The 25660-nt window shown below is 39.4% G+C and carries 17 protein-coding genes; 6 read left to right on the plus strand and 11 right to left on the minus strand.

The features are described 5' to 3' along the window. Nucleotides 1–11: 11 nt before the first annotated feature. From Q4534_RS17860 to Q4534_RS17875, 4 genes are all read right to left on the minus strand, one after another. Nucleotides 12–1688, minus strand: coding sequence for a SusD/RagB family nutrient-binding outer membrane lipoprotein (locus tag Q4534_RS17860; protein WP_303614517.1), 1677 nt, complete (start codon nucleotides 1686–1688; stop codon nucleotides 12–14). 13 nt (nucleotides 1689–1701) lie between these two features. Continuing rightward, nucleotides 1702–5373, minus strand: coding sequence for a SusC/RagA family TonB-linked outer membrane protein (locus Q4534_RS17865; RefSeq protein ID WP_303614518.1), 3672 nt, complete (start codon nucleotides 5371–5373; stop codon nucleotides 1702–1704). Nucleotides 5374–5516: 143 nt separating this feature from the next. Beyond that, on the minus strand, nucleotides 5517–6512 hold the full coding sequence (locus Q4534_RS17870) for a FecR family protein (protein WP_303614519.1): 996 nt from the start codon (nucleotides 6510–6512) through the stop codon (nucleotides 5517–5519). Between the two features lie 47 nt (nucleotides 6513–6559). Beyond that, nucleotides 6560–7225, minus strand: coding sequence for a sigma-70 family RNA polymerase sigma factor (locus Q4534_RS17875; RefSeq protein ID WP_303614520.1), 666 nt, complete (start codon nucleotides 7223–7225; stop codon nucleotides 6560–6562). 450 nt (nucleotides 7226–7675) lie between these two features. Between Q4534_RS17875 and Q4534_RS17880 the strand changes: the two genes are divergently transcribed. The 6 genes from Q4534_RS17880 to Q4534_RS17905 all read left to right on the plus strand — a co-directional run bounded on the left by Q4534_RS17880 (nucleotide 7676) and on the right by Q4534_RS17905 (nucleotide 12762). Further along, complete coding sequence (locus Q4534_RS17880; RefSeq protein WP_303614521.1) at nucleotides 7676–8191, plus strand: RNA polymerase sigma factor; 516 nt, start codon at nucleotides 7676–7678, stop codon at nucleotides 8189–8191. Beyond that, nucleotides 8172–8603 carry a hypothetical protein gene (locus tag Q4534_RS17885; RefSeq protein ID WP_303614522.1) on the plus strand — a complete coding sequence of 144 codons (432 nt, stop codon included), beginning with the start codon at nucleotides 8172–8174 and terminating at the stop codon, nucleotides 8601–8603. The genes Q4534_RS17880 and Q4534_RS17885 overlap by 20 nt, the downstream gene beginning before the upstream one ends. A 34-nt stretch (nucleotides 8604–8637) precedes the next feature. After that, on the plus strand, nucleotides 8638–9123 hold the full coding sequence (locus Q4534_RS17890) for a TonB-dependent receptor plug domain-containing protein (RefSeq protein WP_303614523.1): 486 nt from the start codon (nucleotides 8638–8640) through the stop codon (nucleotides 9121–9123). 413 nt (nucleotides 9124–9536) lie between these two features. Next, entirely contained in the window at nucleotides 9537–11105 is a 1569-nt protein-coding gene (locus Q4534_RS17895) for an FMN-binding glutamate synthase family protein (protein ID WP_303614524.1), read from the plus strand. A gap of 75 nt (nucleotides 11106–11180) precedes the next feature. After that, entirely contained in the window at nucleotides 11181–12122 is a 942-nt protein-coding gene (locus tag Q4534_RS17900) for an NAD(P)H-binding protein (RefSeq protein WP_303614525.1), read from the plus strand. Between the two features lie 19 nt (nucleotides 12123–12141). After that, complete coding sequence (locus Q4534_RS17905) at nucleotides 12142–12762, plus strand: alpha-ketoglutarate-dependent dioxygenase AlkB (RefSeq protein WP_303614682.1); 621 nt, start codon at nucleotides 12142–12144, stop codon at nucleotides 12760–12762. A 207-nt stretch (nucleotides 12763–12969) separates the two neighbouring features. On the opposite strand, the gene Q4534_RS17910 is transcribed toward Q4534_RS17905, so the two are convergent. From Q4534_RS17910 to Q4534_RS17940, 7 genes are all read right to left on the minus strand, one after another. Then, entirely contained in the window at nucleotides 12970–14994 is a 2025-nt protein-coding gene (locus Q4534_RS17910) for an FAD-dependent oxidoreductase (RefSeq protein ID WP_303614526.1), read from the minus strand. 9 nt (nucleotides 14995–15003) lie between these two features. Then, nucleotides 15004–16782, minus strand: coding sequence for an arylsulfatase (locus Q4534_RS17915; RefSeq protein WP_303614527.1), 1779 nt, complete (start codon nucleotides 16780–16782; stop codon nucleotides 15004–15006). Between the two features lie 126 nt (nucleotides 16783–16908). Beyond that, the gene (locus tag Q4534_RS17920; protein ID WP_303614528.1) at nucleotides 16909–18591 is read right to left on the minus strand and encodes an FAD-dependent oxidoreductase; all 1683 of its coding nucleotides are present in this window, start codon (nucleotides 18589–18591) and stop codon (nucleotides 16909–16911) included. 119 nt (nucleotides 18592–18710) lie between these two features. After that, nucleotides 18711–20114: a Gfo/Idh/MocA family protein gene (locus tag Q4534_RS17925; protein WP_303614529.1), complete on the minus strand. Its 1404-nt coding sequence runs from the start codon at nucleotides 20112–20114 to the stop codon at nucleotides 18711–18713. A gap of 95 nt (nucleotides 20115–20209) precedes the next feature. After that, nucleotides 20210–21916 carry an FAD-dependent oxidoreductase gene (locus Q4534_RS17930; protein ID WP_303614530.1) on the minus strand — a complete coding sequence of 569 codons (1707 nt, stop codon included), beginning with the start codon at nucleotides 21914–21916 and terminating at the stop codon, nucleotides 20210–20212. 68 nt (nucleotides 21917–21984) lie between these two features. Further along, entirely contained in the window at nucleotides 21985–23547 is a 1563-nt protein-coding gene (locus tag Q4534_RS17935; protein ID WP_303614531.1) for an arylsulfatase, read from the minus strand. A 424-nt stretch (nucleotides 23548–23971) separates the two neighbouring features. Next, a complete protein-coding gene (locus Q4534_RS17940; protein WP_303614532.1) occupies nucleotides 23972–25651 on the minus strand; it encodes a RagB/SusD family nutrient uptake outer membrane protein in 1680 nt (559 codons plus the stop codon). Nucleotides 25652–25660: the final 9 nt, after the last annotated feature.

Below are 25660 nucleotides of genomic sequence, written 5' to 3' on the forward strand. Positions count from 1 at the left end.
CCCATCAGTTTTTACCAAGGTTTTCCGGAATTTTGAAGTAACCACATCTTAGCATAAGGATGATCTTTACTTTGCCCGGCCGGTATATATTCAGTGTCCTCCAGAGAGGATAAGGCTTCTTCATAATTTTCTAGGTAGTTTGGGTCTAAATTAGGTGAAGGGTACATGTATCGAACCGGAATGGCAGCCCCAAATTGAGTGACCGGGCCGGCTTCAAGTACCGGATAGCCGGTACGTCTCCAATCAAACCAAGCCTGAGGATTTTGCCAATTGGCTAACCATTTTTGTTCCATGATCCGTTGTTCTTTATTGTTGGTAGAAGCTAGCGACACTGACTCTTGATCGTAATAGGTATCAAAATAAAAACTTCCGGCATTTGATAGGATACCATACTTTTCCATCGAAGCTTTAATTCCTTCTTTGTAATGCATTTCAGGATCGCTTACATTAAACCCTCCCATCTGGGCCGCCTCAGCCATTAAAAATTTTACTTCACTGTAGGTAATTAAATTCATACCTACGTATTCATCTTGATCTTTGCGATAGCGCTCATGTAAGTAAGAGATATAGGGGCTTCTTTCCGGGTGATACCCTTCTTCATCGTTACCTTTATTGAATGCCATGGCCTCTACTATAGGTAAACCCACAGGCAGTCCCACATATAAATTGGTATTCACGTTTAATCCTTCAGGCGCCGGTTTAAATCGAACCGTATAAGATTCCCCAAGGATATTGGTTACTACAGAGTCCTTTTCTTCTAGCACCTCATTGTCCCACTTGTATTGAACCGGCATCATCCAACAATCTAATCTGGGATCATTTAAACCTATTAGTTTATCCACAATAGTTTGTGCCGGCTTTAGCAGCAAATTAGGGTTTGGACTATTCAGCGGACCACCCGGTGCTGCATTGTTTTCATCTGTTCCCAGAAAATCCACTTTTGCATCATCCGTATTGTCGGTAAAGGTAAAATGTGAGGCTTCATTGAATTCTTTTTCCAAATCAACGCCCAATGCAGTCATTTCGGACTTTTTCCCAATCAAACGCATACTGTAACGCATACGCAAAGCATTGGCAAACCTTCTCCACTTCTGGGCATCTCCGCCATACAAGATATCTGAAGTAGCATTTACCAAATCTTTTGCCGGATCAAGGTTTTGAAGCAAAGCGTCCGCCTCTTTCAAATCTATCATAATCCCTTTGTATACATCTACTTGGCGATCATATTTTGGAAAGAATATGTCATTGTTGGCTTGCAGAGCACTAGAGTAAGGAATATCTCCATATAGATCGCTCATCAGACCAAAATGAAAGGATCGCATAATCAATGCTATCCCTTTAAAGAATTGATTATCCTCTTCTATGGCATTATCGTAAATAACCTGATTATTTCTAAGGATGTCAAAATAGCTATTCCAAGACTCATGCCCCCAGCCATAAAAATTGACAACCACCGCCCCTTCATTGGTCCCACGTTGCACATACTGCATGGCTCCTGCTATTTTAGAGTTTTCATAGCCCAAATTATGGTAAGTCTTTGCCGTATTTGACAATACATAAGTAAGAATATAATTGGATGAAACCTGCTCAGGACTGTTGGGGTTTATGTTGACTTCTGTCAGGTCTTCACAAGCCCAAAAAGAAGCTATCAATCCAATAGTAAATATGTTTTTTAATAGATTTTTCATGACTATCATTCAGTTAAAATTCTGCATTTACTTTCAAGCCTAAAGAACCTGTCCATGGCATTACATTGTAATATTCTACTCCCTGAATCCATCGGTTGCCGGTTTGCCTAAAAGCCCTCTCCGGATCTATGCCGTTTCCGGCTTCTATCCATACAAACAGATTATTTCCTACTACAGAAATTGAAGCGTTTCTCAAGCTTATTTTATCTAATAAATTGGTGGTTAAGCGATAAGTAAAAGCAATTTCCCTAAGCTTGACATAAGTAGCACTGTATAAGTTTCTGTCAGGGAAAGGTCGGTTGGCATACCGGTAGGCTTGAAAAGGATTTAACCATTGGGTAGTAGCTCCTCCAAGGTTTTCTATGTAAACGATATTGCCTTCAGCATCCCTACTTTCTCGCACACCTACGTTAAAACTGGCATCTTGCTCTCTATAGGTAGCCTCTTCCCCCGTCCAAGGCAAGCCTCCGTAAGCTGCATTTCTTCCCCCAATCCAATTGCCAAAATAGGCTTCAGGATTTTCTTTGATTTGATCTTCAATAGGTCTATTCGGGTCATAAGGCATGCCTGAAAGGGTTTCTTCCAACATCCCATTATTCCCCATAAACATCATGGTGTTGGAGTAAAATTCACCCCCTTGTCTCCAATCTATATTCGCATACAAACTAAAGTTTTTATAGCTAAAGGTTGGCTGAAAGGATACCATCAGGTCATGATTGAAATTCCCAATCTTAACTAGATTATTAACATCCTGATCTGCTTGGTACAATCCACTACCGGTAAGCACGGGGTATCCGAAATAAGGCGATTCTGTATCTTTCACGGTAAGTACCGGGCGCATGTATATGTCGCCTATATCTCCTCCTACGTAAGTTCTTAGCTCCGCTCCACTGTAAGAAGTGAAATTGTAATAGGTAATCCCATCTGCAAGCTCTTTGATACTTGTCCTGTTTCTGGAAAAGTTAACATTCAAGTCCCATCTAAAATCCCCGGAAATAATAGGTGAAGTACTAAGCCCTAATTCAAAGCCTCGGCTTTCCACCAAACCGGCATTAATGAGCTTACTGCTAGCCCCTGATTCTATAGGAAGAGCTATTGGCAATACTTGATTTTTATTTCCACGGACATAATAAGTTGCGTCTATGCCCACCCTATTGTTGAATAGAGAGATATCAAATCCTGCCTCTGAAGAAGTAGATATTTCAGGTTTTAAGGAAGTATTCCTCAGCAAGCCTCCCATGTACATACTTTTTGCAGTACCCCAGTCCAAGGCCGTATTGAAAGTAGGGATCAAACTATAGGGGGCCACATCATTACCTACCTGAGCTATCCCTGCACGAAATTTAAATAAATCGACAAAAGAAGGCATGTTTACCATTTCAGAAACAATGGCACTCAAGGATGCTGAGGGATAAAAATAAGATCGGTTTTCTATCGGTAATGTACTTGACCAATCATTTCTGGCAGTAATATCCAAATACAATTTATCTTGGAACCCGGTAGATACCGATCCATAAATACCGTAAATTACTTTCCAGAATTGCTGGCTATCATAGGAAACTGTACCTGGTGCCCCATTCGAAATGGTATACAGCATAGGAATGACCAACTGCCCTGCATTATTATCCATAAAGCCATACTTTTGCTCCATTCTGTTCGCTCCGGCCAATGCTGTAATGTTCCAATCTTCATTGAAAACTTTTTGATAATTCAGCATAAAGTCCAAGTTGTTCTCCTTGTTAATGTTGTTTCTTAAATGATATCCTCCATTGATTTGATCATAATTATTGTAAGCAATTATTGCCTCCTGCTGTTCATCATAAGAATCTCTTGCATAGCGGAGCATCATGCTTAGATTATTGGTGACATCATAATCGAGCTGTAGCTTACTGACCGTCCTGTTTCTATCAAAACCTGTAGGGTTTTCATTTACGACGAAATAGGGGTTGTTTTGCTTTTGTTTATATTTTCTCTGAAGAATACCTTCAGATCCCGGTACCCAATACTGTTGGAGATCAAGAATATTTACTTGCGCTCCTGTTTCATATAGACTTCTTACGGGAGAAGTTCTTCCACCATCAATAATGGGACGATTTTCTGAACCTGATTCAGTAATATTAATGGTTGCAGTTGCCCTTAGTCTGTCGGTGATATTATAACTGGTATTAAGGCCTATGGTAAGTCTAGAAAAATCTGTATTGGGGATAATTCCGGTATTGGCCATATTACCCACAGACAACCGAAAACTACCTTGGTCATAATCCCCACTGATAGCTACATTATTGGTATTGGTATAGCCGGTCTGGAAAAAATCTTTGAAACGATTTGGGTAGGACACCAATGGTGCAGGCTCTCCATTGCTATTCCATTGAACCCATTCTTCGCCAACATCCAGCTCAGGCCCCCAGCTTTCATTCTCACTCTCCTCAAAGACATGCGCTCCACTCTTCCCGGAAGCAAACTCATTTTGAATGGGAATGTATTTAAATGGAAAATCCATCACCACCGAAGAATTTACAGCAACACCAATTCCTTTTCTTCCGGAACCGGATTTCGTTGTTATCAATACTACTCCATTGCCGGCCCTGGACCCGTACAAGGCAGCTGCACTGGGCCCCTTTAGAATCGATACATTTTCTATATCATTGGGATTAATGTCTGAGATGGGATTACCCATGTCTGCTCCGCCAAACCCATTGTTCAATTTATTGGCAACAGGTACGCCGTCAATAACAAATAAAGGCTGATTGTCATTGTTTAAAGAATTGGCCCCTCGAATAATAATATTTACTGACGAGCCGGCAGTTCCATCCATTTGAGAGATTTGCACACCGGCAACTTTCCCTGCCATTGCATTGAGCACATTGTTTTGTGGTGTCTCTGTCAGGTCTCTCCCTTCCACATTTCCCACAGAATATCCCAAGGACTGCTTTTCCCTCTTCACACCCAAAGCGGTAACCACAGCCTCTTGAAGTGATTTCATGTCCTCTTGCATCGTGATGTCTACAATTTCTCGATTTCCAACTGCAACCTCTTGGTTTTCAAAGCCTATGAAAGAAAATACCAAAATGGCATTTTCATCTTCAAATTCAAGTGCATAATCCCCATTCTGATCCGTAACTGTGCCTATTGCCGTTCCCTTTAACAGAACAGTTACACCGGGAAGACCTAAGCCATCAATTTCAGAAATCACTTTTCCCTTGACCCTTTGTGAAACATCCACATTAGGTAAACTTTCTGAAATCCCATTGCTGCCATATGGCTCCATTGATACCAGTCTGTTATTTTGTGTAACAAGCTGGGACAAAACAGGTGTACCTGTACCCGACTGTCTGTTTTTGGCTATAATTACATAAGATCCCCCTCTCTGTTTTATAAATGATAGTTTGTTAGGGCTAAGGAGTTTATCAAGGTTGTTCTCCAGTGCTCCCTCCCAATCTATGCTCCTCATGTCCACAGTTATGTTTTGGATCATCCTGTCAGCAAATAAAATATCTGCTTTATAATAAGCCTTAAGCTTGTCAAGTGCTTCTGCCAAGGCTACACTGTATTGCGCCTCTGCCACCGGTATTTCTGCCAATTGCCGGGACTTTAAGTTATTGGCTTTGGCATCTGCAATTGGAACATGATGCATAAAAATGCACAATGCCCCAATCAAAAGTGAAAAGTGTAAAATCTTTTTCATGTCAGATTCAGGGTTTTAATTATTAATATTTAGTGCTGCTTTATTTAAATTATTTTTTAAAATCATGGCTAACCATTTCTTTTTCAATTGGCGGAAATAACTATTGAAAGAAAATTTTTAGATATGAGGGGGGAGTAAAGCCCTTATTCAGCATCATAAAATCTAAAAATATGCTCACCTGCTTCCATAGAAATACCTAAGACCTGAGCTACCGCAGTAGCAAATTCCTCAGCGTCTTCTGAGCGAAAGGAACCGGAAACAGTTAAATTTTTGATTGAGTCCGCGGATATTTCCACTTCCACACCATAATTATCCTTGATTAGATCCGAGATTTCAGCCAGACTCGTCTGGTTAAAGACATAGCGGTATTCTTTCCATGAAGCGAATTCTTCAGCTGTCTTTACTACTTTCTTTTGTAAATCGCCATCAGGTTCCATTCGGACTTTTTCTCCCGGCTTCATTATCACAGTTTCCCTACCGGTGGCATTGTGCTTGATCAATTCAACTTTTCCCGATTTTAAATGTACTTCTGTATTTTGGTGACGGTTGTAAACAGTAAATTCTGTACCATGTACCACCACGTCCAAACCATTTTTTGTTTGGACGATAAATTGATTGAATGGGTCATGGGCAACATCAAAAGAGGCTTCCCCGGACAATTCAACTTGCCTTTTGTCAGAAAAAAAGGTAAACCGAGCAGTTTTTAATTGGCTATTGGCATTTAAATAAACCAGCGTGCCGTCATTTAATGCCACAGTAGACAACTCTCCATAGCCTGAACTGTAGGTTTTTACCAATACAAAATCCAAAGCCCCGGAAAAAACTAAGGCAATGAATACTACAGAGGCTACCATAAAGAGTTTATAAGCCGGCAATTTGGGTTTTGTCGGCCTAGTATTATTCTCACTTTTATGAGGCACTACATGATCTATTTTTTTATTAAAATCTAGGAATGCCTGTTCGACATCAGCTATGTATTGTAGGTTTTGTCTTTCCCATTCTTCCAAACAAGAATAAAACAATTCCTCATTTCTTGTGGATTCATTGACCCAATCATCAATCCACTTTTTTTGGATTACGGAGACCGATCCATTAAAATATTTAATAAGTAAATCCCTTATGGTTTCTTTATCATGCATTATTATTCGAGTTATTGGTTAGGAAAAGGCGTGTGAATGCTCAAAATTCACTTAAATAGCTGCGTAAAAAGCATTAGCCAAAGCAGCCATTTATCCTTTAGCAATTGGCGAATGGCAATTTTTGAACGATAAAGTTGTGTTTCTACGGTTCTGACAGATAGCCCGATTTCTGAGGAAATCTCCTTCATGGTTTTCCCTTCAAATTGGAACAAGAGGTAAATTTTCCTTCGTTGTCCGGGAAGAGTTTCAATGGCTTTTTCAAAATCTTGGTAAAGCTCTTCGTATTCCGTAATGCTATCCGGTTGGTAAGTCTCAGGAATCCTTGGCTCTGAAGTGGTGCTCAACTCTCCCTTTCGTGCCAAATCATGTTTTAAATAATTAAAACCTCGGTTTCTTACAGATTGGAACAAATAGGAGCGAATGGAATAATTTACCTTCAAATAAAGCTTTTGATCATAAAAATGAACCAATAGGTCAGAAACCAAATCTTGTGCAACTTCTCTTGACCCTACAAAGCGAACAGCATGAGAACAAAGCGGTTGGTAGTAGCGTCGGAAAATCATTCCCATTCCTTTTTTAGGATCTTTTTTTAGCGCATGACAAATTAGCTGTTCATCATTCATTTTATCAGTTGAATTGGAAACGGAGGTTTCCTCTAAACTGATAGGTGACATGAGCCTTTTACTATTAATAGAAATTCTGGGTTCTGGCATTATTGTTTATGGTTTTATTTCGCCTGTCATTTAATATGACAATTAAATACCCTTGTACTACTTACAAAGTAAAAAAAATATTATTCGCTATTTTACTATTTTCAACCAATGCAAACCTACCCATATCACAATTATCCTATTGTTAATTTATAATTAAATAATTTTCATGGAATTTTACACCGGTGACCCTTAAGCTTTTTCAATGCAAACGGGTTATTCTAATATCCGTTCTATTAAAAAATCATTTTATACATTGGAATGGATTTAACTATTAGTAAATTTTAACTTATTCCTATTTAGAATGATAAAATAAATAGGTCTAAATATTTATGGAAAATCACCTCTATTCTAAGGTTTAACACATCCTCCGCAGGATCTAAATAGAAATTTTCACCGAAATCTTCATTTTGTTGTTATGGAACAGGCTTTATTTCGTCATATAGGTACAAGATGAAAACGGAAGAATTTAAAAATAGGGTGATTTCAATGTCAGAACGCTTGTACCCAATGGTGGCAAGGATGTTAGGTAGCCATGCAAATGCGGAGGATGCCATACAAGAAATCATGATTAAGCTTTGGGAGCATCGAGGACAAATTAAAAACCATCCCAATCTTCCAGCATTTATTTTCTTGACGGCAAGGAATTATTGCCTTGACTTGATCAAAAAGAAAAAACCTCCAGAAGATCAATATGATGCCAAAACCCAATTATTGGCTTCAGAACCTGAACATGACACCTATGAATGGCAGGAACTTAAACACAATATAGAGGGGATATTGGAAAGGCTTCCCGAACAACAAAAGGCAGTCATGATCATGAGAGATTTAGACGGGATGGAATTTATTGAAATTGCAGAATTGACAAAATTAAGAGTTGACCATATTAGGGTTCTTTTGTTCAGAGCAAGGCAACAAGTGGCGATAGAACTCCAAAAAACATACTGCTATGGAAAAGGGGACATTTAAAGATTTAATGAAAAAGTATGCTGAAGGACACAGTACACTTGAAGAAGAAGCGTTGTTATTCAAAAATTCAACTGATAAAAAGTCATTAGAAACACAATGGCTAAGGTATGTAAACGGGAAAAAGAAAATTCCAGCAGCAGATCTAAATGCTAAAGTTTGGGAAGCCATTAATAAAAAAGAAAAAAAGAGCCAAAGCCGAAAGCTAATCGTTGGGTTTATGTCCATCGCTGCATCCCTTCTACTCTTGTTGATTTATTTTAGACCAGAACCAATTCCAGAAACTAAAAGCCTTGCAGAAAATCAGGCCTTACTAAAGGAGGCTATGGCTATGTTTGAAAATGACAACATTAATAAAAAGAATAAAAAAGTGCTTTATGAAGATGATATCATCATCATATATGCTTCAAAATAATTAAGAAAAATTTAACCTTTAAAAACAATTCACAATGAAACAACTACTATTAATTATCGGTATAGCACTTGTGCCGTTTTGTAGTATCCAGGCTCAGGAAAGCAATGAAGACATCAAAAAAAAGCTTGAAATCACTATTAAAAATAATGACAATCCAGATGTCTACATAGATGGTAAAAAATACGACCATGCAATTGTTGAGTTGTTGGATACTGATAAAATAGCGACCATTAGCGTACTTAAGGATGAACAGGCTTTGAAAAGGTACAATGCCCCAAATGGAGTGATTTTAATTGAAACCAAATCAAAAAAAGAGGATCAAGTTAAAATTAGGTTCAAGGATGGAAACAATAATGAAACACAACCCTTAATTATCATTGATGGAATCAAGGCGGAAAAAGGAGACATGGAAAAGCTTGATCCAATAGATATAGCGTCCGTAGAAGTGTTAAAAGGAGAAAATGCTATGAAAAAGTACAATGCACCCAATGGTGTGGTGATCATTACAACAAAAGAATAATGCTATTTTCAATGATAATATCGGTTAAATATAGAAAAGGAGATTGCCCTTAACTCCATTTTTCAAGTACAATTTTCAAAGCAGCCCCTAAAAGGGTTGCTTTTTTTGCAATAATCACTTTAATACTGCTGAAACAATGAAATCAATTTTAGGTTCTATTAACAAAGTTTGATAGAATGAATACGCCCTTACACCCTATCAAAAGCAAGTCTCAAGTGTTAAGTGTAACTAAAGCGCCATTGATCTTGAAAAAAATCACTAATTTGGAGTTAGAATGCGAAAGAACCCATGCACTTATTATTCAGCTGACATTATCTCTTATTCGAACTTGAAGAGAAATAGTTTCGTTGTCAGCTAGGTGACTCGTGAAAACACCTATGATCAGTAACAATAAATTTTGAAGCAAAATAACAATGAAGCCAAAGCAAATTTTCATCGCCTCCTCAATCATTGCACTTATCTGTATACCTGCAATCTATCTCTTTATGCCCTCTATCCTTTGGATTTTATGGATAGTCATTCCCATAATGGTGATTGGGTTGGTTGATATTTTACAAACCAAGCATACCATCAGGAGAAATTTTCCTGTTATAGGGAATTTCAGGTATCTTCTAGAGGATATCAGACCTGAAATCATGCAATATTTTGTGGAAACGGATACAGAAGGAAGGCCCATCAACAGAATTTACAGGTCACTGATTTACCAGAGAGCAAAAAAGGTCAATGACACCACCCCATTTGGCACCCAAATGGATGTATATGCCACTGGCTATGAATGGATGGACCATTCCATTTATGCCAACAACCACGCGGATGTACATCATGAATCCAGAGTTTTAGTAGGAGGAGAAGCTTGTTTAAAACCTTATTCAGCAAGTATTTTAAATATTTCAGCGATGAGTTTTGGTTCCTTAAGTAAAAATGCGGTGTTGGCGATGAATACCGGAGCAAAAATTGGCGGCTTCGCCCATAATACAGGGGAAGGGGGAATAAGTCCCTATCACTTGGAACCCGGAGGAGATTTAATTTGGCAAATTGGCACCGGTTATTTTGGCTGTAGAACTGAAGCAGGCAATTTTAGTGAAGAAAAATTTCAACAAAGCGCTATCCTTGACAATGTCAAAATGATAGAGATTAAAATATCCCAAGGGGCCAAACCTGGACATGGAGGCATTCTGCCGGCTGCCAAAAACACCGAAGAAATTGCTGCCATCAGGCATGTAAAACCCCATACCGATGTTCATTCCCCACCCAAACATACAGCTTTTGAAGATGCAGAGGGATTGATGCTATTTATTCAAAAATTAAGGGATTTATCCGGAGGAAAACCCATTGGTTTTAAAATTTGTATTGGCAAAAAAAGCGAATTTATAGGCTTGTGTGAAGCCATGGTTAAGCTGGGCATCAAACCGGACTTTATCACCATAGATGGTGGCGAAGGTGGCACAGGGGCTGCACCCATTGAATTTTCAAATTCCTTGGGAATGCCCTTAAAGGATGGATTATCCTTTGCCATAGATACTCTCAGGGGCTATGGTTTGAAGAAAGACATCCGAGTGATAGCTTCCGGAAAAGTATTAAGTGGATTTGATATTGCCAGGTCAATAGCCATAGGAGCAGATATGGTCAATAGTGCCAGAGCCATGATGATTGCTACCGGCTGCATTCAAGCCTTGGAATGCAATATCAATACCTGCCCTACCGGAGTTGCAACCCAAGACAAAAGTTTAATGAAGGGTTTGGTGGTAAAAGACAAGGCTCAAAGAGTGGCCAATTTTCACGAAGAGACTGTGAAAAGTTTTATTGAATTAATTGCTGCATCAGGAATAAGGAAAACTGAAAAACTCAACAGAGAACATATCAACAGGAGAATTGGGATGAATCAGGTTTTAAAATACAATGAAATTTACCCGGAGGTACCTGAAGGCGCTTATTTAAAGGCTAAAAGCAATGGGGTAAAGGAGAAAGTGATTGAGAAATAAAATGCATTTTTCACAATTGCTTTTTTTAATGAATCAGAAATAATATGTAAAGAGTGAATAAATATACCCCTTATTATGCAAACAATCCTAGGTTCAAGTGGTGCAATAGGTACAGAATTAGCTAAAGCTTTAGCAGCTTATACGCAGCAAATAAGACTAGTCAGCAGAAACCCCAAAAAGGTAAATGAAACGGATGAAACATTTCCTGCAGACGTGTTAGATGCCAAAGCTTTAAAAAAAGCCATAGACGGTTCTTCAATTGTATATGTCACTGTTGGATTTACCTACAGCCATAGGCAGTGGGCTGAGAAATGGATACCTTTCATTAAAGACCTAATAACTATTTGTTCTGAAGAGAACTGTAAGCTGGTCTTTTTTGACAATATCTACATGTATGACCCCAATTTTCTCAACGGAATGACTGAGGAAACGCCAGTGAACCCATCAAGCAAGAAAGGCCTTATTAGGGCGAAAATTGCACAGATGATTTTGGATGCGATCAAAAAAAATAAAATCCAAGCGCTTATAGCTAGATCAGCAGATTTCTATGGTCCTTCAATATCAAATAATAGCCTTCTTACTGAAACTGTTTTCAAACCACTTAGCCATGGTAAAAAGGCAAATTGGCTAATCAGTGACCGTTTTTTGCATTCTTTCACCTATTCCATTGATGCTGCAATTGCCACCGCTCTACTAGGCAATACTGAAAAGGCTTATGGAGAAGTTTGGCATTTACCGACTGCTTCTGCACCTTATACCGGTAAACAATGGATCGAAAAAATTGCAAAAGAACTAAAAACCGAGCCCAAAACTCAACTAGCACCTAAGTTTCTTGTTAAAGTGATGGGATTATTCAACTCCATTATGAAAGAATCTGTGGAAATGCTATATCAGTATGATAGGGATTATGTTTTTGACAGCAGTAAATTTGAAAAGACTTTTAATTTTACACCAACCTCCTATGACTTGGGGATAAAAAAAATAGTTGAAACTGATTATAAACAAGTTAAAAATTAATTACCCTCCAAGTAGAGAAATGGAATTATTTGAACGAGAAAAGGACCCTAATAAAAACATTCTCCCATTCGATGGTACTGTAAATTATTTCGGAAAAGTACTTGATCAAAAGGAGGCAGATAAATATTTTTCCATTTTATTGGATTCTATCGAATGGAAAAATGATGAGGCCATCATTTTCGGTAAAAAAATTATCACCAAAAGAAAAGTGGCATGGTATGGAGAGGAAGCCTTTGAATATACCTATTCCAAAACTACAAAATCCGCACTTCCTTGGACTCAAGCCCTTCTTGATTTGAAGCTTTTGATAGAAAAACAAACAGGTGATACCTATAACTCTTGTTTACTAAACCTTTATCATGATGGTAGCGAGGGCATGGCTTGGCACAGTGATGCAGAAAAGGACTTAAAAAAACATGGCTCAATTGCTTCCTTAAGTTTGGGTGCAGAAAGAAAGTTTGCTTTTAAGCACAAAGAAACTAAAATTAAAAAAGAGCTAATTTTAGAAAATGGAAGCTTGTTAGTAATGAAAGGAAGCACCCAAAACTATTGGCTTCATCGATTACCTCCTACTAAAAGGGTATTTGGTCCTCGAGTTAATTTAACTTTCAGAACCATTCTAAAAAAACGAGATTTATAACCTGGATCTATGCTTATCACATGAAGATTTACCGATCAAAAATAGGCCCAGAATTGCTTAATCCTAATGGTCTATTGATCCTCTGGATTAAAAAATGATGCATTGGATATAGCAGGGCAAGTGACAAATAATAAATCCCCAAACCCAAGAAAGAGGCCCTTTTTGGATTTGGGGATTTTTTTTATGGTTGATTCTGTTAATTTAAAATTATTTTGCTGGTACCCAAAGCACCGCATCGGCCACAACCGTTCCATCGGAACCCTCTGTACTTACTGTTACAAAGGGATTTGTCCCAACTTCAATGCTATAAGATCCAACTTTCACCCATTCTCCTCGGGTTTGACCTTCCACCCTAATGTCAGACTCTTTTACAATAACTTCATTTTCTGTTTCCCCATCAGAAATGGTAATCTTCGTTTGACTACTCGCATTCTCAGTTCTGGAAAAATAGACATAAACATCATAATCTCCATTTTCAACCACTTTCGGACTGAACTTTACCGTGTTAATAGCATTATTACTTCCTGAACTTTTCAAAAGTGTAGGGCCATAGCCATGCCTATTTTGTTGTTCCCATTCACCATTAACCACTACCCCATCATCATCGTTGTCCACTAAAATCTCTGCAGTACTTCCATCTGCCAATGGGTTAGACCTAAGCTCTGCTTGTAATTTTTTGATGGACAAATCTTGGACGGATAGCCCTTCATCCAATGCCAAACTAGCCGCTACTGCAGCCGATTGACCAAGCACCATAAAGACAGGCTCCATTCGAATAGAGCCGTAAGCTATATGACTGGCAGACAAAGCCACCGGAACCAATAGATTTTTCGCTTCATTTGCTTTAGGAATAATGGATCGATAGGCAATTGGGTAAGGACCAAATCCTCCTATTTCAACATTGCCTTCATTTTTCACCATCTTTTCCCCATCCTTTTCAACCACCACTCTCTGGATATTATGAGAATCCATAGTATATGCAGCCATCCCAACACCATCTTCCACAACTTCTTCACCTACACAATTGGCTTGGGTCATCACATATTCTCCTACCATCCTTCTCACTTCACGCACATAAAGCTGTGGAGTCCAGTGATCAGTGTCTACATATTCGTCTTTTGGGTAACCCCATTCCTTCATAAAATCTTGAAGTTCTTTGGGAACTCTCGGATCTGTTTTGTAAAAATAAAGCAGGGATTTGGTATATAAAGTGTGCGCATCGATAATTTCCTGGCGTTTTTCATAACTCCCTTCCGGATATTCATGATTCATCCCTATCATATCAGTGGAAAAACCTCCCCTATTGTTAATATCTGTCTTGTTATTTGGCATTCTACTCCAAATAAAATACTGGTTAATCGTTCTTTTTTCCGGCTGAGCCTCAAAAAGCCTTACCAATAGGTCGAACATTGAAGGATCATAACCCTCAGGTTTGGTGATTTCTATTCTGTTATCGGGATCATTGGTCAGGCAAATCCTATAGTTATAAGCTTGAATCTTATCATCTCCTGTACCATCCTCAGCTAGTGTCCCTTCACTAATCCCCCAAAGGAGTCCACTTGATGGATCTCCCGAGACTTTATAGGGGTCCACTCCATCTGGAAATTGATGACCGTTCATTAGCTGTACACCATTGTATGTCTCACCATAAACCTCATTGGCTTCCCTTCCAATGGCATAGGTCACCCCTGATTTAGCCATAAGATCGCCTTCATAGGTGGCATCAATAAACATTTTACCGGCTACTTCTCGTAAAGGTTCTGAAAGGTTGGCGGCATTTTCAAGAGCTATTTTGGTTATTGTACCCTCCTTATTCTCAACCTCCTGAACCCTAAATCCATACTGAACAGTAATTCCAGCCTTATCCAAGTATTCTTGAAATGTGGCTTTGGCTACACTGGGTTCAAATATCCATTGTTCAAATTTCCCATAATGATCCCCAAGTTTTCTATAAAAGTCTCTGGACAGTCCTGTTACAGCAAACTTATTCCCAATGTCTGTATACCCTAAGCCTCCGGTAGTCAGCCCCCCCAGGTGTTGACTGGGTTCAATTAACAAAACGGATTTCCCCATTGTTTTGGCGGTGTAAGCTGCGATGACTCCGGAAGAGGTTGCACCATACACGACCACATCGTAGACTTTTTCCTCCGATTTTTCAGGAGATGAACAAGAACTCATGACGCTTGAAAAAATCAAGCAAAGTAAACCTAAGTAGTTAATATTTTTTTTCATTATTTTTCATCAATTGGTTTTTGTAAATACAATTAATCTTAAATCCATTACTTGGCTCCCCGGGATATTGAGCGCTGTCAGAGATAAGGTTGCCTCACCTTTTTCTAAGTCGATTTCCCCTAATTGCATGTCTTTGAAATCTTTAACATAAGACTCCATTCTTTCAACTCGGTCATTTTCCATTCCCATTAACGGTGGGTCATGCCCTACTTCCACTTTTCCATCAATATAATTTGCACCTAATTGAAGCCTAAAAGTGGAACCTACATCATCCGACGGGCAGGTATAATATAATTCAACCTCATATTTACCGGCCTCCAGCACTTCTACCTCCCAAATGATACTGTCTTCCAAACTTCGCCAGTTTTCAAAAAATGAATCATTGGGAAAGCGATTGGATCTTTGGACTTGCCCATGTGCTTCTCCATCTCGGGCAGGCAACTGTGTGTATTTTGCCCCGGGAGCGCCTAAGGTAAATGAGCGTGTTGTAAGGTCTTTTTCTAATTCATCAGCCATCTCTTTTTCCCAAGCCTCTTTTGCTGAGCTTAGTTTCGCTGTTAACTCCGGCTTACTATCTTGTATTGGGTGTAGTTGATAAGGATCCTTAACCATATCAAACAAGTTTCCTTCGTGATCAAGAAGGAATTCTTGGCTCCTTAAACTGGTTCGACTATTCCAGTGACGAAATAGATTTCTCTCCTCCCAAGAAGCGTTTTCATTGAATATTAAAGGTTTTAAGCTTTTCCCATCGATCGGTTGATCTGTATGGTAAGAAATACCTAACAAATCCATCAAGGTTGGAAAAAGATCAATAGCTCCTGCAATTTCCTTGATAATTTTCCCCGCGGGAATTGTTCCTTTCCATTGCATAAAAAAAGGACTTCTTACCCCTCCTTCATCTGTAGAACCTTTTCTCCCTTTCATTCCTCCGTTCCACCTAAAACTATTGGGACCATTGTCACTAAAATAAATCACAATAGTGTTTTCTTCTAGTTTAAGCTTCTTTAACTGGTCCATCACTCGACCCACATTCCAATCGATATTCTCACACATGGCCAAAGCTGCCTTTGTAAATGCAGGATCTTCTTTATTGACAAGGCTATCAAGCTTTTTGTCGGCAAAGGATTCGTACCAACGGTCTGGTACCTGCATGGGGGAATGAGGAGTATTGAGTGGCAAGTAAACTAAAAACGGTTTGTCTTTATTCTCCTCTATAAAAGCCATGGCCTTGGATGTAAGATCGTTTGGAAGAAAACCCTGTCCTTGTACGGGTTTTCCATTGTGTTCTAATGGAGGGCTAAAATAATTGCCCCAATGTCCGCTACAAAAACCGTAAAATTCTTCAAAGCCCCTAGCATTGGGATGATAGGGATGTTGCATTCCATTGTGCCATTTTCCAAAGGCTCCCGTAACATACCCTTCCTTTTGGAGCACCTCAGCAAAAGTTATCTCATCCAGATCAAGTCTTTCCTGCCCTGCTGAAGTCCCAGTTACCCCTCCACGCAAATGGTACCTTCCTGTAAGCATTTCTGCTCGAGTTGGAGAGCAAACAGGCGATACATAAAAACGATCAATACTAATTCCTTCTACACCTAGTCTATCTATATGTGGTGTTTTTAAATTAGGGTTACCCGTAAAACTTAAATCTCCCCAACCTTGATCATCTGTAAGAATGATCAAAACGTTTGGCTTGGCTTTTTCGTTTTCTTCTAGTTTGCAGGCATAAAAAGCACACATACAGCAAAAAAACACAAAGATCTTACCGACAGAATTTACGGATAACCCCATATTTATCAACAATTAAATTTTTATCAGAATGAAAGAAGTGAACCAAACCTTATATTAAAAAACGCTTTTAATAGGTATAAATGGTCCACTTAGATTCATTTAATTTTTAATTTCAAACCCCAAGACTTATTGAATTTTATCCGCAACTGTCAGCACCTGTCCATCTTCCAACAATTTGGCTTTCAATTCAGAATAAGGAAGTTCCTGTACACTTATTTCTTTATCTATGGACATCACAGCAGCAGTAGCAGCAGATTGTCCTAGGATCATAAATACGGGTTCCATTCGAATGGAACCAAATGCGATATGACTTGCGGAAACAGCTACAGGTACTACGAGGTTTTGAATTTCATCCGCCTTAGGGACCAAAGATCCATAAGCAATTTCGTAAGGCTGCTTAAGATGCACACCTATATCTCCTTCATTTTGTACATGTCCATTTTCATCCACATAACGTTGAATATTGTGCGAATCAATACTATATGACCCCATGCCTACTGATTCAGGAGTTGGTCTTTTTTGCATCAATTCATTTTCAGTCATCACATATTTCCCTATCATTCTTCTGGCTTCTCTTACATAAATCTGATGAGGCCAGTTGCCATTGTCGGTAAATTCATCCTTGGCCAATCCCCATTTTTTAAATTCATCTTGAGTTGCTTTTGGTACTCTCGGATCATTGGCTACATAATATAGCAATCCTTTCTGGTAATCTTCATGTTCTTTTATGATCTCTCTCCTGCGTTCGTAGCTGGCCTCAGGGTAATCGTAATTCATTCCAATATTATCAGAACTAAAGGGGCCGTGGTTATTGGTATCCGTTTTCTTATTCGGGATCATGTCAAACTTTCCAAACCACTCGTCCCATCCTGCATCGAAGATTCGTCCAAGCACCTCATATTGGGAAGGGTCATAATTATCCGGCTTAGGGAAAGGAACTTGGTTGTCCGGATGTACAGACATACAAGTCCTAAAGCAGTAAGCCTGAACTTTATTATCCCCTTCACCTTTCACGCCGGGATCTTCACCACTTATTCTTGGCAATAAGCCGGAGGAAGGATCTCCCGGAATCACATAAGGATCAATGGGTTGATCCAGCACTTGAAAGTGATGTCTGTGATGATAAACTCCGGTTTGCACTCCATTCCACTCTTCACCATAAACGTCGGTACCTTCTCTACCCACATGATAACTTACACCGGCAGCTGCCATTAAATCTCCCTCGTAGGTCGCATCGATGAACATTTTACCTTTAAACTCTTTCCCACTTAAAGTCCGAATTGCAGTGATTTTTCCATTTTCAACCGTTACTCCAGACTCCCTATCTAGCCATTCATCACGAAGAACCTCAATACCTAATTCTTCAACCCATTCATCATAGACTTCTTCTGCCACATGTGGTTCAAATATCCACATGGTCCTGAATTTACCATCTATGGCCGGAGTTCCTTGTCCTTTGTTTCCAAAATCACTTTGAGCCTCCCATTTCCAAGCATCATCCTCCGCATACTTATCATACACGCGTTGGTAAAATTCACGGGACAAACCACCAATCACTTCCTTTTTTCCGGTATCTGTCCAACCCAACCCACCGGAAGTCAAACCTCCTAAATGAATATCAGGGGAAACCATGATGACAGATTTACCCATTTTTTTTGCCTGAATGGCTGCTGTTACTGCGCCGGAAGTGCCTCCATAGACGACCACATCTGTAATTTCTTCTTGTTCAGCAGCCGGACCGCAAGCCATGAACACCCAAAGCAGTGAGAGGCTTAAAAAGACAGACTTGATAGTACCTGTTTTTCTCATAATTTTAATTAGTTTATTGTTTTATTTATTGAATTCATTTTTTCCATTTTCTAACCCTTACTGAATGATAGGTTAAGTAAAAAGAAGGGTATCGCATTGCTACCATTATTTATTAATACCTATAGATTTTTAAGCTTCATTCCAATGGGGTCCCAACCGACAATTTTCTTTTCAAAATAACTGATATTTCCTGCTTCTGTAGGACCTGAAGCACGGAGGCCAAAGACGGCATCCTCTACCACAGGTTTCCCATTCCGAATAGACTCAAAGAAATTAACAAAATGCTCATACCTATCCCCTTTATAATTGGAAGGAACCTTAAATTCAAATTCCTTGGGCCCGACCATTTCAGCTTTTTGTGGATATTTTTCTCTATGGGCAGCTTTTAAAGCCTCCTGCATGGCTTCCGGAAAACTATTCAAGGACATTCCCGGGTCTTTTGGAAATGGAGTTTTGCGTAGTTTTAATCCATTAAAGTCTATCGTTATGTCCCCTTCGGACCCTACAATTCTAAAAAGAAAATTATTCCCTCCACCACTTACCAGATTGGTTCTTAAGGATAAATTAAATGCAGGGTGGGCATTGGTTTTGGGATAATCAAACAATCCCAAATGAATATCGGGTACGTCTCTTCCATCTTTCCAATACCTCAAGCCTCCGGTTGCTTGCACTCTTTCAGGGCCCTTGGAGCCGGTTACAAAATGTAACATGGAAAGCATATGCACATACAAATCACCTGCTACGCCCGTTCCATAATCTTGGTAATTTCTCCACCTAAAAAAACGTAATGGGTCCCATTCTCTTTTTGGCGCATTTGAAATATAAGTATCCCAATCCACTGTATCCGTAGATGCATCCAGCGGAACAGTATATTGCCAAGCTCCTCTCGCACTATGCCTGTCAATTTGGGCTTCTGCAAAATTGATTTCACCTATTTCACCTGCCGCCAAGAGTTCTTTTGCCTTGGCGTGTATTATTGAACTAACATATTGACTACCTACCTGAAAAACCAATCCAGTACTTTTTTGCTTGGCAATGATTTCATGCCCATCCGCTGAACGCTGCACCATAGGTTTTTCACAATAGACATGTTTGCCTTTATCCATAGCATCCAAGCTAATTTTCTGATGCCAATGGTCAGTGGTTGCATTTATGACAGCATCCACATCTGCCCGTTCCAGTATCTCTCGATAATCCTTGGTGGTAAATATATCAGCCCCCCACAATTCCTTAGCCCGGGTAAGCCTTCCATCATACAGGTCGCAGGCAGCCACAATTTCAACTCCATCTACCATCAAGGCTGTATTTACATCTCCTATACCCATACCTCCGGTACCGATCACTGCTATCCGAATATTATCATTCGAAGCTATAGGTTTTCTTTGGAACAACTCGAGGTAGGCGGATGACTTAGCCCCCTTTATGGTTCCGGCAAAAACTGAGGGAGATCCAAGGGCCAAAGCGGCAGTACCGGAAGCTTTTTTTAAGAATTTTCTGCGGTGGTTTTTCGGTTGATCAGACATAAGATGGTTTTTAGATTTTATTTGAGTTCTCTCCTTATTTGGCCCTTGTTAACTAATTTCGCATCGATAACCGACAAGAGGCCAAGCAATTGTTTCTAGTAATTCAAAATTTGATTGTCTCTAAGGAGTACCTCCCTCAATAAAGAATAATCCAAATCCTGCACGGCTACACCTCGATCAATGGCCAAAGAAGCTGCTGTGGCTGCTGATTGGCCCAAAACCATAAAGACCGGTTCCATTCTAGCTGACCCAAAAGCAACATGGCTGGCACTAATACAAACCGGTACAAAAAGATTCTCCTTCTCACCTTTTTTGGGCACAATAGACCGGTAAGGAATGGGATAAGCAGTTAATCCTCTGGCTTCAAAATTACCTTCATTCTGTACATAACCATTATGGTCTACGTAGCGCTGAACCATGTGAGAATCCATCCCATATGAGCCCATTCCTACACCATCTTCTACCTGAGGTACCATACCTTCACAATCCGCCTGAGTAATCACATAATCGCTTACCATTCTCCTAGCTTCTCTCACATAAAGTTGCGGGGTCCATCCGTTTCTATCCTTGAACTCATCCTTAGTCATCCCCCATTTAGATACCACATCTCTGACTTTCTTTGGAATTCTTGGATGATAAGCCAAGCTCCACATTAACCCCTGCTGGTATTCCAACTGCCTTTGGGCATAAGCTTCCCTTTCGGCATAGCTTGCTTCCGGATAATCGAAATTCTGACCTATAAAATCTGTTGAAAAGCCTTTCTGGTTATTGGTATCTGTTTTTTTATTTGGCATGGGGGTATTGATCCAAGGAACCAATGGATCACCATAGTGGTACATCTCCTCAAGAGGCCCATTAGCTGCTTCATAATTCCTAAATAGCAACTCATATTCTAGTTCCTTGTAATTGTCGGGTTTCTCAAATGGAATTCTATTCTCCGGATGATTTGTTAAGGTCATCCTGTAACAATAGGCTTGAATTCCTTTGTCAGCTGTCCCGTCTATTCCCGGACCACCTTCAATAATAAAAGGCAATAAGCCACTGGAAGGATCACCTTTAATTATGTATGGGTCTACTCCGGGAACAAAATTGTGGTGAATGGCATTTCGGGAAACATTCCCTTTTAAAGTAAGGTTATATTTATTGGCCTGTACACCATTCAATGTTTCTCCATATTGACTATTGGCCTCCCTTCCTGTAGTATAACTCACTTCGGAAGCAGCCATAAAATCTCCTTCATAGGTTGCATCCATAAACATTTTACCGGAATAAGTCTCTCCACTTTCCATAGTGATGGAAATAATTTTGTTGTTTTGAGAGTTTACACCGCTTTGCCTGTTCAGTCGTTTTCCGATGACCAGTGTAACATCTTCTGCAGCCAACATTTCATGATAAATTTTCATGGCTACGGATGGTTCAAAAGTCCACATGGCATCTTCACCATCATTTGATCTTGTTTGGTCTGGCCTAGATAAGTAGGCCAACCGATCCTCATATTTCCATGTAGAGGGGTCCTTATAGTATTCCATTATGTTTTGGTAAAACTCCCTGGAAATACCCCCTATCACATCTTTGTTGCCTATATCTGTTGCTCCCAAGCCCCCTGTTGTCAAACCACCCAAATGGTTTGAAGGCTCAATTAGAATTACTGATTTACCCATTCGAGACATTTGAATGGCCGCTGCAACTCCTCCGGATGTCCCCCCATATATAACCAAATCATAAGTGGAAGTTTGGGCTTTCACCATAACAGACGAGGCACCGAATAGAAGAAATAATAAAACAGTAAACAGGCGTTTCATGATTTTTAAATTTTAATTGAAAATCAGCAAATGGTATAATTTTATCTAAACTCTAATCTTAAGATCTATCACATGGCAGATGCTAAATGTTCGTTCAATTGATTCAATAGTTTATCAGCCAATTCGGAATTTTCGGCATATATATTTTTTGTTTCTCCAGGGTCTTCAGCCAAATCATAAAGTTCTCCGGGAGATGTAAAGGGATAATCTCCAAGCCCCACTACCTTCCATTTACCCTCTCTCAAAGCGTAGGACTCCCCACTTCCCCTCACGACTACAGCTTCTCTCTTTTCCAAATCTACTTTATCTCCATAAAAAACAGGCAATAAATTGTACCCGTCTCTTGAAGCTCCTTCAGGTATTTTTTCACCCACCAAAGCAGCCAAAGTAGGTAAAACATCATTCAAGGCTATTAGCTGATCACTTACATGTCCTTCAGGAAAATTTCCTTTCCAACTTGCTATTAAAGGCGTTCTAACACCTCCCTCATAAACAGACCATTTGGTTCCCCTGTAGGGGTAATTGGGCTGATGTGCATCAGGATTAATCTCCTTATTCACATCAGAGGGACTATTTGAATGGGCTTCACCGTCTTGGCCAGCATGGGTAGCAATAAACTGAGAGCCATTGTCACTTGCAAAAATAATGAGGGTATTCTCCCTCAAGCCTAGCTCGTCAAGCTCTTGCAATAATTCACCTATATAATGATCCAGTTCGAATACATAATCCCCATAAGGTCCGGCCTCAGTTTTACCAATAAATTCATCAGAAACAGCCAAAGGAATATGAGGTACATAGGGGGAATAATAAAGAAAGAAAGGTTTGTCTGAAGCTTCACTTTTATATTTCTGAAGATAATTCATACTTTCTTTGGTGATATAGGGTAGAAAATCCTTTAAAGGTAATTCCATAAGCTCTTCTCCCGGGGAAGCTGCTTCTGTGGTATATAAATCATGTTGAATGGCTCCAACAATTTTTTTATCTTCAAAAAGCCAACATTCACTGGCACAACTGAAACCAAACCAGTGTTGGAAACCCCGGTCCATGGGTCCATCACTTAATGGTTGATTGAAGTCAATGTTTGCCCCATTCTGCTCATCGTGAAATTTTCCATATCCCACAGGGACCTCACCATCTGTTGTAGGGAAAGTTGTGCCCAAATGCCATTTTCCAAACCCCACGGTTTGGTAACCTGCACTGGTAAGCATCTGAGGCAAAGTCAATGTCTCCTCCCCAATCATTGACGGCTCGTAATTCCTCATCACTCCGCTTTTCTTCCAACTTCTCCATGGGTACTCGCCGGTCATTAGGGCATACCTACTTGGAGAGCAGACAGAAACTGGACAATAAGCTTCTGTGAACCGCACACCTTCTTCTGCCAATTGATTCAGATTAGGTGTAAAGGTCTTGGAATTCGAGTTGTACACCTCCAAATCACCATAGCCCAAATCATCTGCAAAAATAAATAAGATATTAGGTAAGTCCTTTTTAACGATTTCTTTATCCTGAGATTTGCATGAAGCTAATAAGAAAGTAACCAAAACCAAGTACCCCGAAAGTCTTTGTATTTTGGCAAATAGTCTTTGATTAAATAATTTTTTTCCCATTCTTTTAGCGTCTTCTCTTCTCATTTTTAAAAATTGTGAAATTTTATACCTACCAATTAGGTAAGGGGTCTATTTATTATAAAACACAAATAATTTATTTGTGCGTATTTCATTTTCTTGGTCAATATTTTATTCTCAAAAGCGCAATCTATTGGTTCACTAAAATAACAACTCTTTTGCACTTGTAATTTAGCTTTGAATAATATTATTTTTTATCAAACTGATCATGAATATTGTTTGGCATTGCTTACCCTATTAATACCTATGACTTTAGCATAATCATCCATAGGTACTAGATTAAATCTTTTTTTCATGTTCATGTTAGCTAGAGGATATCACCTTCAAACCATATTTCAAAAGAGAGTTTCCCACTCCAAGATCAATGAACTGAAGCAGGAAACTCAATTATTTTATTAAGTCATTTTATCGATAGGTATCAGCTTCCAATTTAATAACCCGGATTCTGAGTAAGTGCGGTATTGGTCTCTAATTCTATTCTAGGGATAGGCCACAAGTAATCTCTTTCGGGATTAAATGCCCTTGTTTCCACTACCACCATTTCATTTGCATTGCTGATATTGTCATAAATGGGAGTACCCATTTCATCTATCATTGGCGGCGAATTCAACCATCCTCCTCCACCATACCTGTTTACTCTTCCTCTTACAGGACCGGGGATTACATCTTCTGCTATCCTCCACCTTCGGATATCAAAATACCTAAAACCTTCCATTCCCAATTCATGCCTTCTTTCCTTTCTAACAATATTCCTTAATTCATCTTGGGTTTTCCCGGACGTTAAGAGCGGCATTTGTACCGATTCTCTGGAGCGGAGGGCATTGATTGCTTCATATACAGATTCATCCAATTGATTTAATTCAACCTTTGCTTCCGCATAATTCAGCAATACCTCGCCTAATCTGAAAATGGTTAGATTCTGATCTGTGGACCCTACATCTGTGGGATAATTGGCCACATCTATATGCTTCCTATAAAGATAACCGGTAAAAGAAGCATAAGCATGTTGTGCCTCGATATTTGGAACCCTTATCATTTCATCCCCCGTAAATTCCCAAGTCATGGTACTGTCTCGGTGCGTCTCATAGATCCAATTTACCAAACGTGAGCCCGGTACTACCAATGTATGGCCTAACCTTGGATCTCTGTTCTCAAATGGACTATCGGGCTTATAAAGAGGCGACTCATCAATCGGCAAACCATCGATACAATTGTAAGTATCTACCATGTCTTGAGGTGGCTTTTTATTTGAATGCCCCAAGGCCATTCTGGACCAAAAATTCCTGGGCATATTGTGGGTAGCTACCCCACGGAGATATTGGATCCTCATGATCACTTCAGGTGAATTATCTCCTGCAAAGGTGAACATTCCTTGGTAATCAGGGTCGATTTGATAAGCCCCGGAGTCTATAAGTTCCTTGGCTGCCGCTGCAGATTCTTCCCATCTTTCATTCCATAAAGCTACTCTAGATATCAATGCCAAAACGACTCCTTTTGTCACCCTTCCTTTTTCAGAGGCATTTATAGGTATATAATTTTTCACCTCATTTAATTCTGAAAGCACAAAATCTATCACAGCCTCTTTAGAAGCCCTAGGTGTTTGGGACTCTTCCAGAGTTAGTGTGCTTGTAATCAAGGGTACATCACCATAAAGCTCCGCCAAATAGGAATAAAAGTAAGCCCTTAAAAATCTAGCTTCACCTACCAACCTATCATAGTCTTCAGGGTCCATTTCCTGTTTTAGTTGGTTACTTTTAGAGGTAATATAATTTACTCTATTTATTCCTCTATAGAAATGAGACCAAAAACCGTTGGTAAATCCATTGTCAGCATTTTGTTCTCCTCTACCCAAAGCTTGAAGGGTACTTCCATTTCGGTCCCAACCATCATCCGAGGCAAAGTCGAAAGATAAAAACCATGCTACTCCTACGGGAAAATACCAAAGTCTATTATAAACTCCTGTAACAGCCATTTCCAATTCAGTTTCATTGGAAAAATAGGTTTCGCTTGAAGGAGAGTCTAAGGGCAGTCGCTCTAAATATTCATCATCACATGCTGAAGAGAAAATCAAAGCAGGTATCAATATTGTATATATTATTATCTTTTTCATCAGTTCCAA

This window comes from Cyclobacterium sp. 1_MG-2023 (genome assembly GCF_030546805.1).
Lineage (GTDB): Bacteria > Bacteroidota > Bacteroidia > Cytophagales > Cyclobacteriaceae > Cyclobacterium.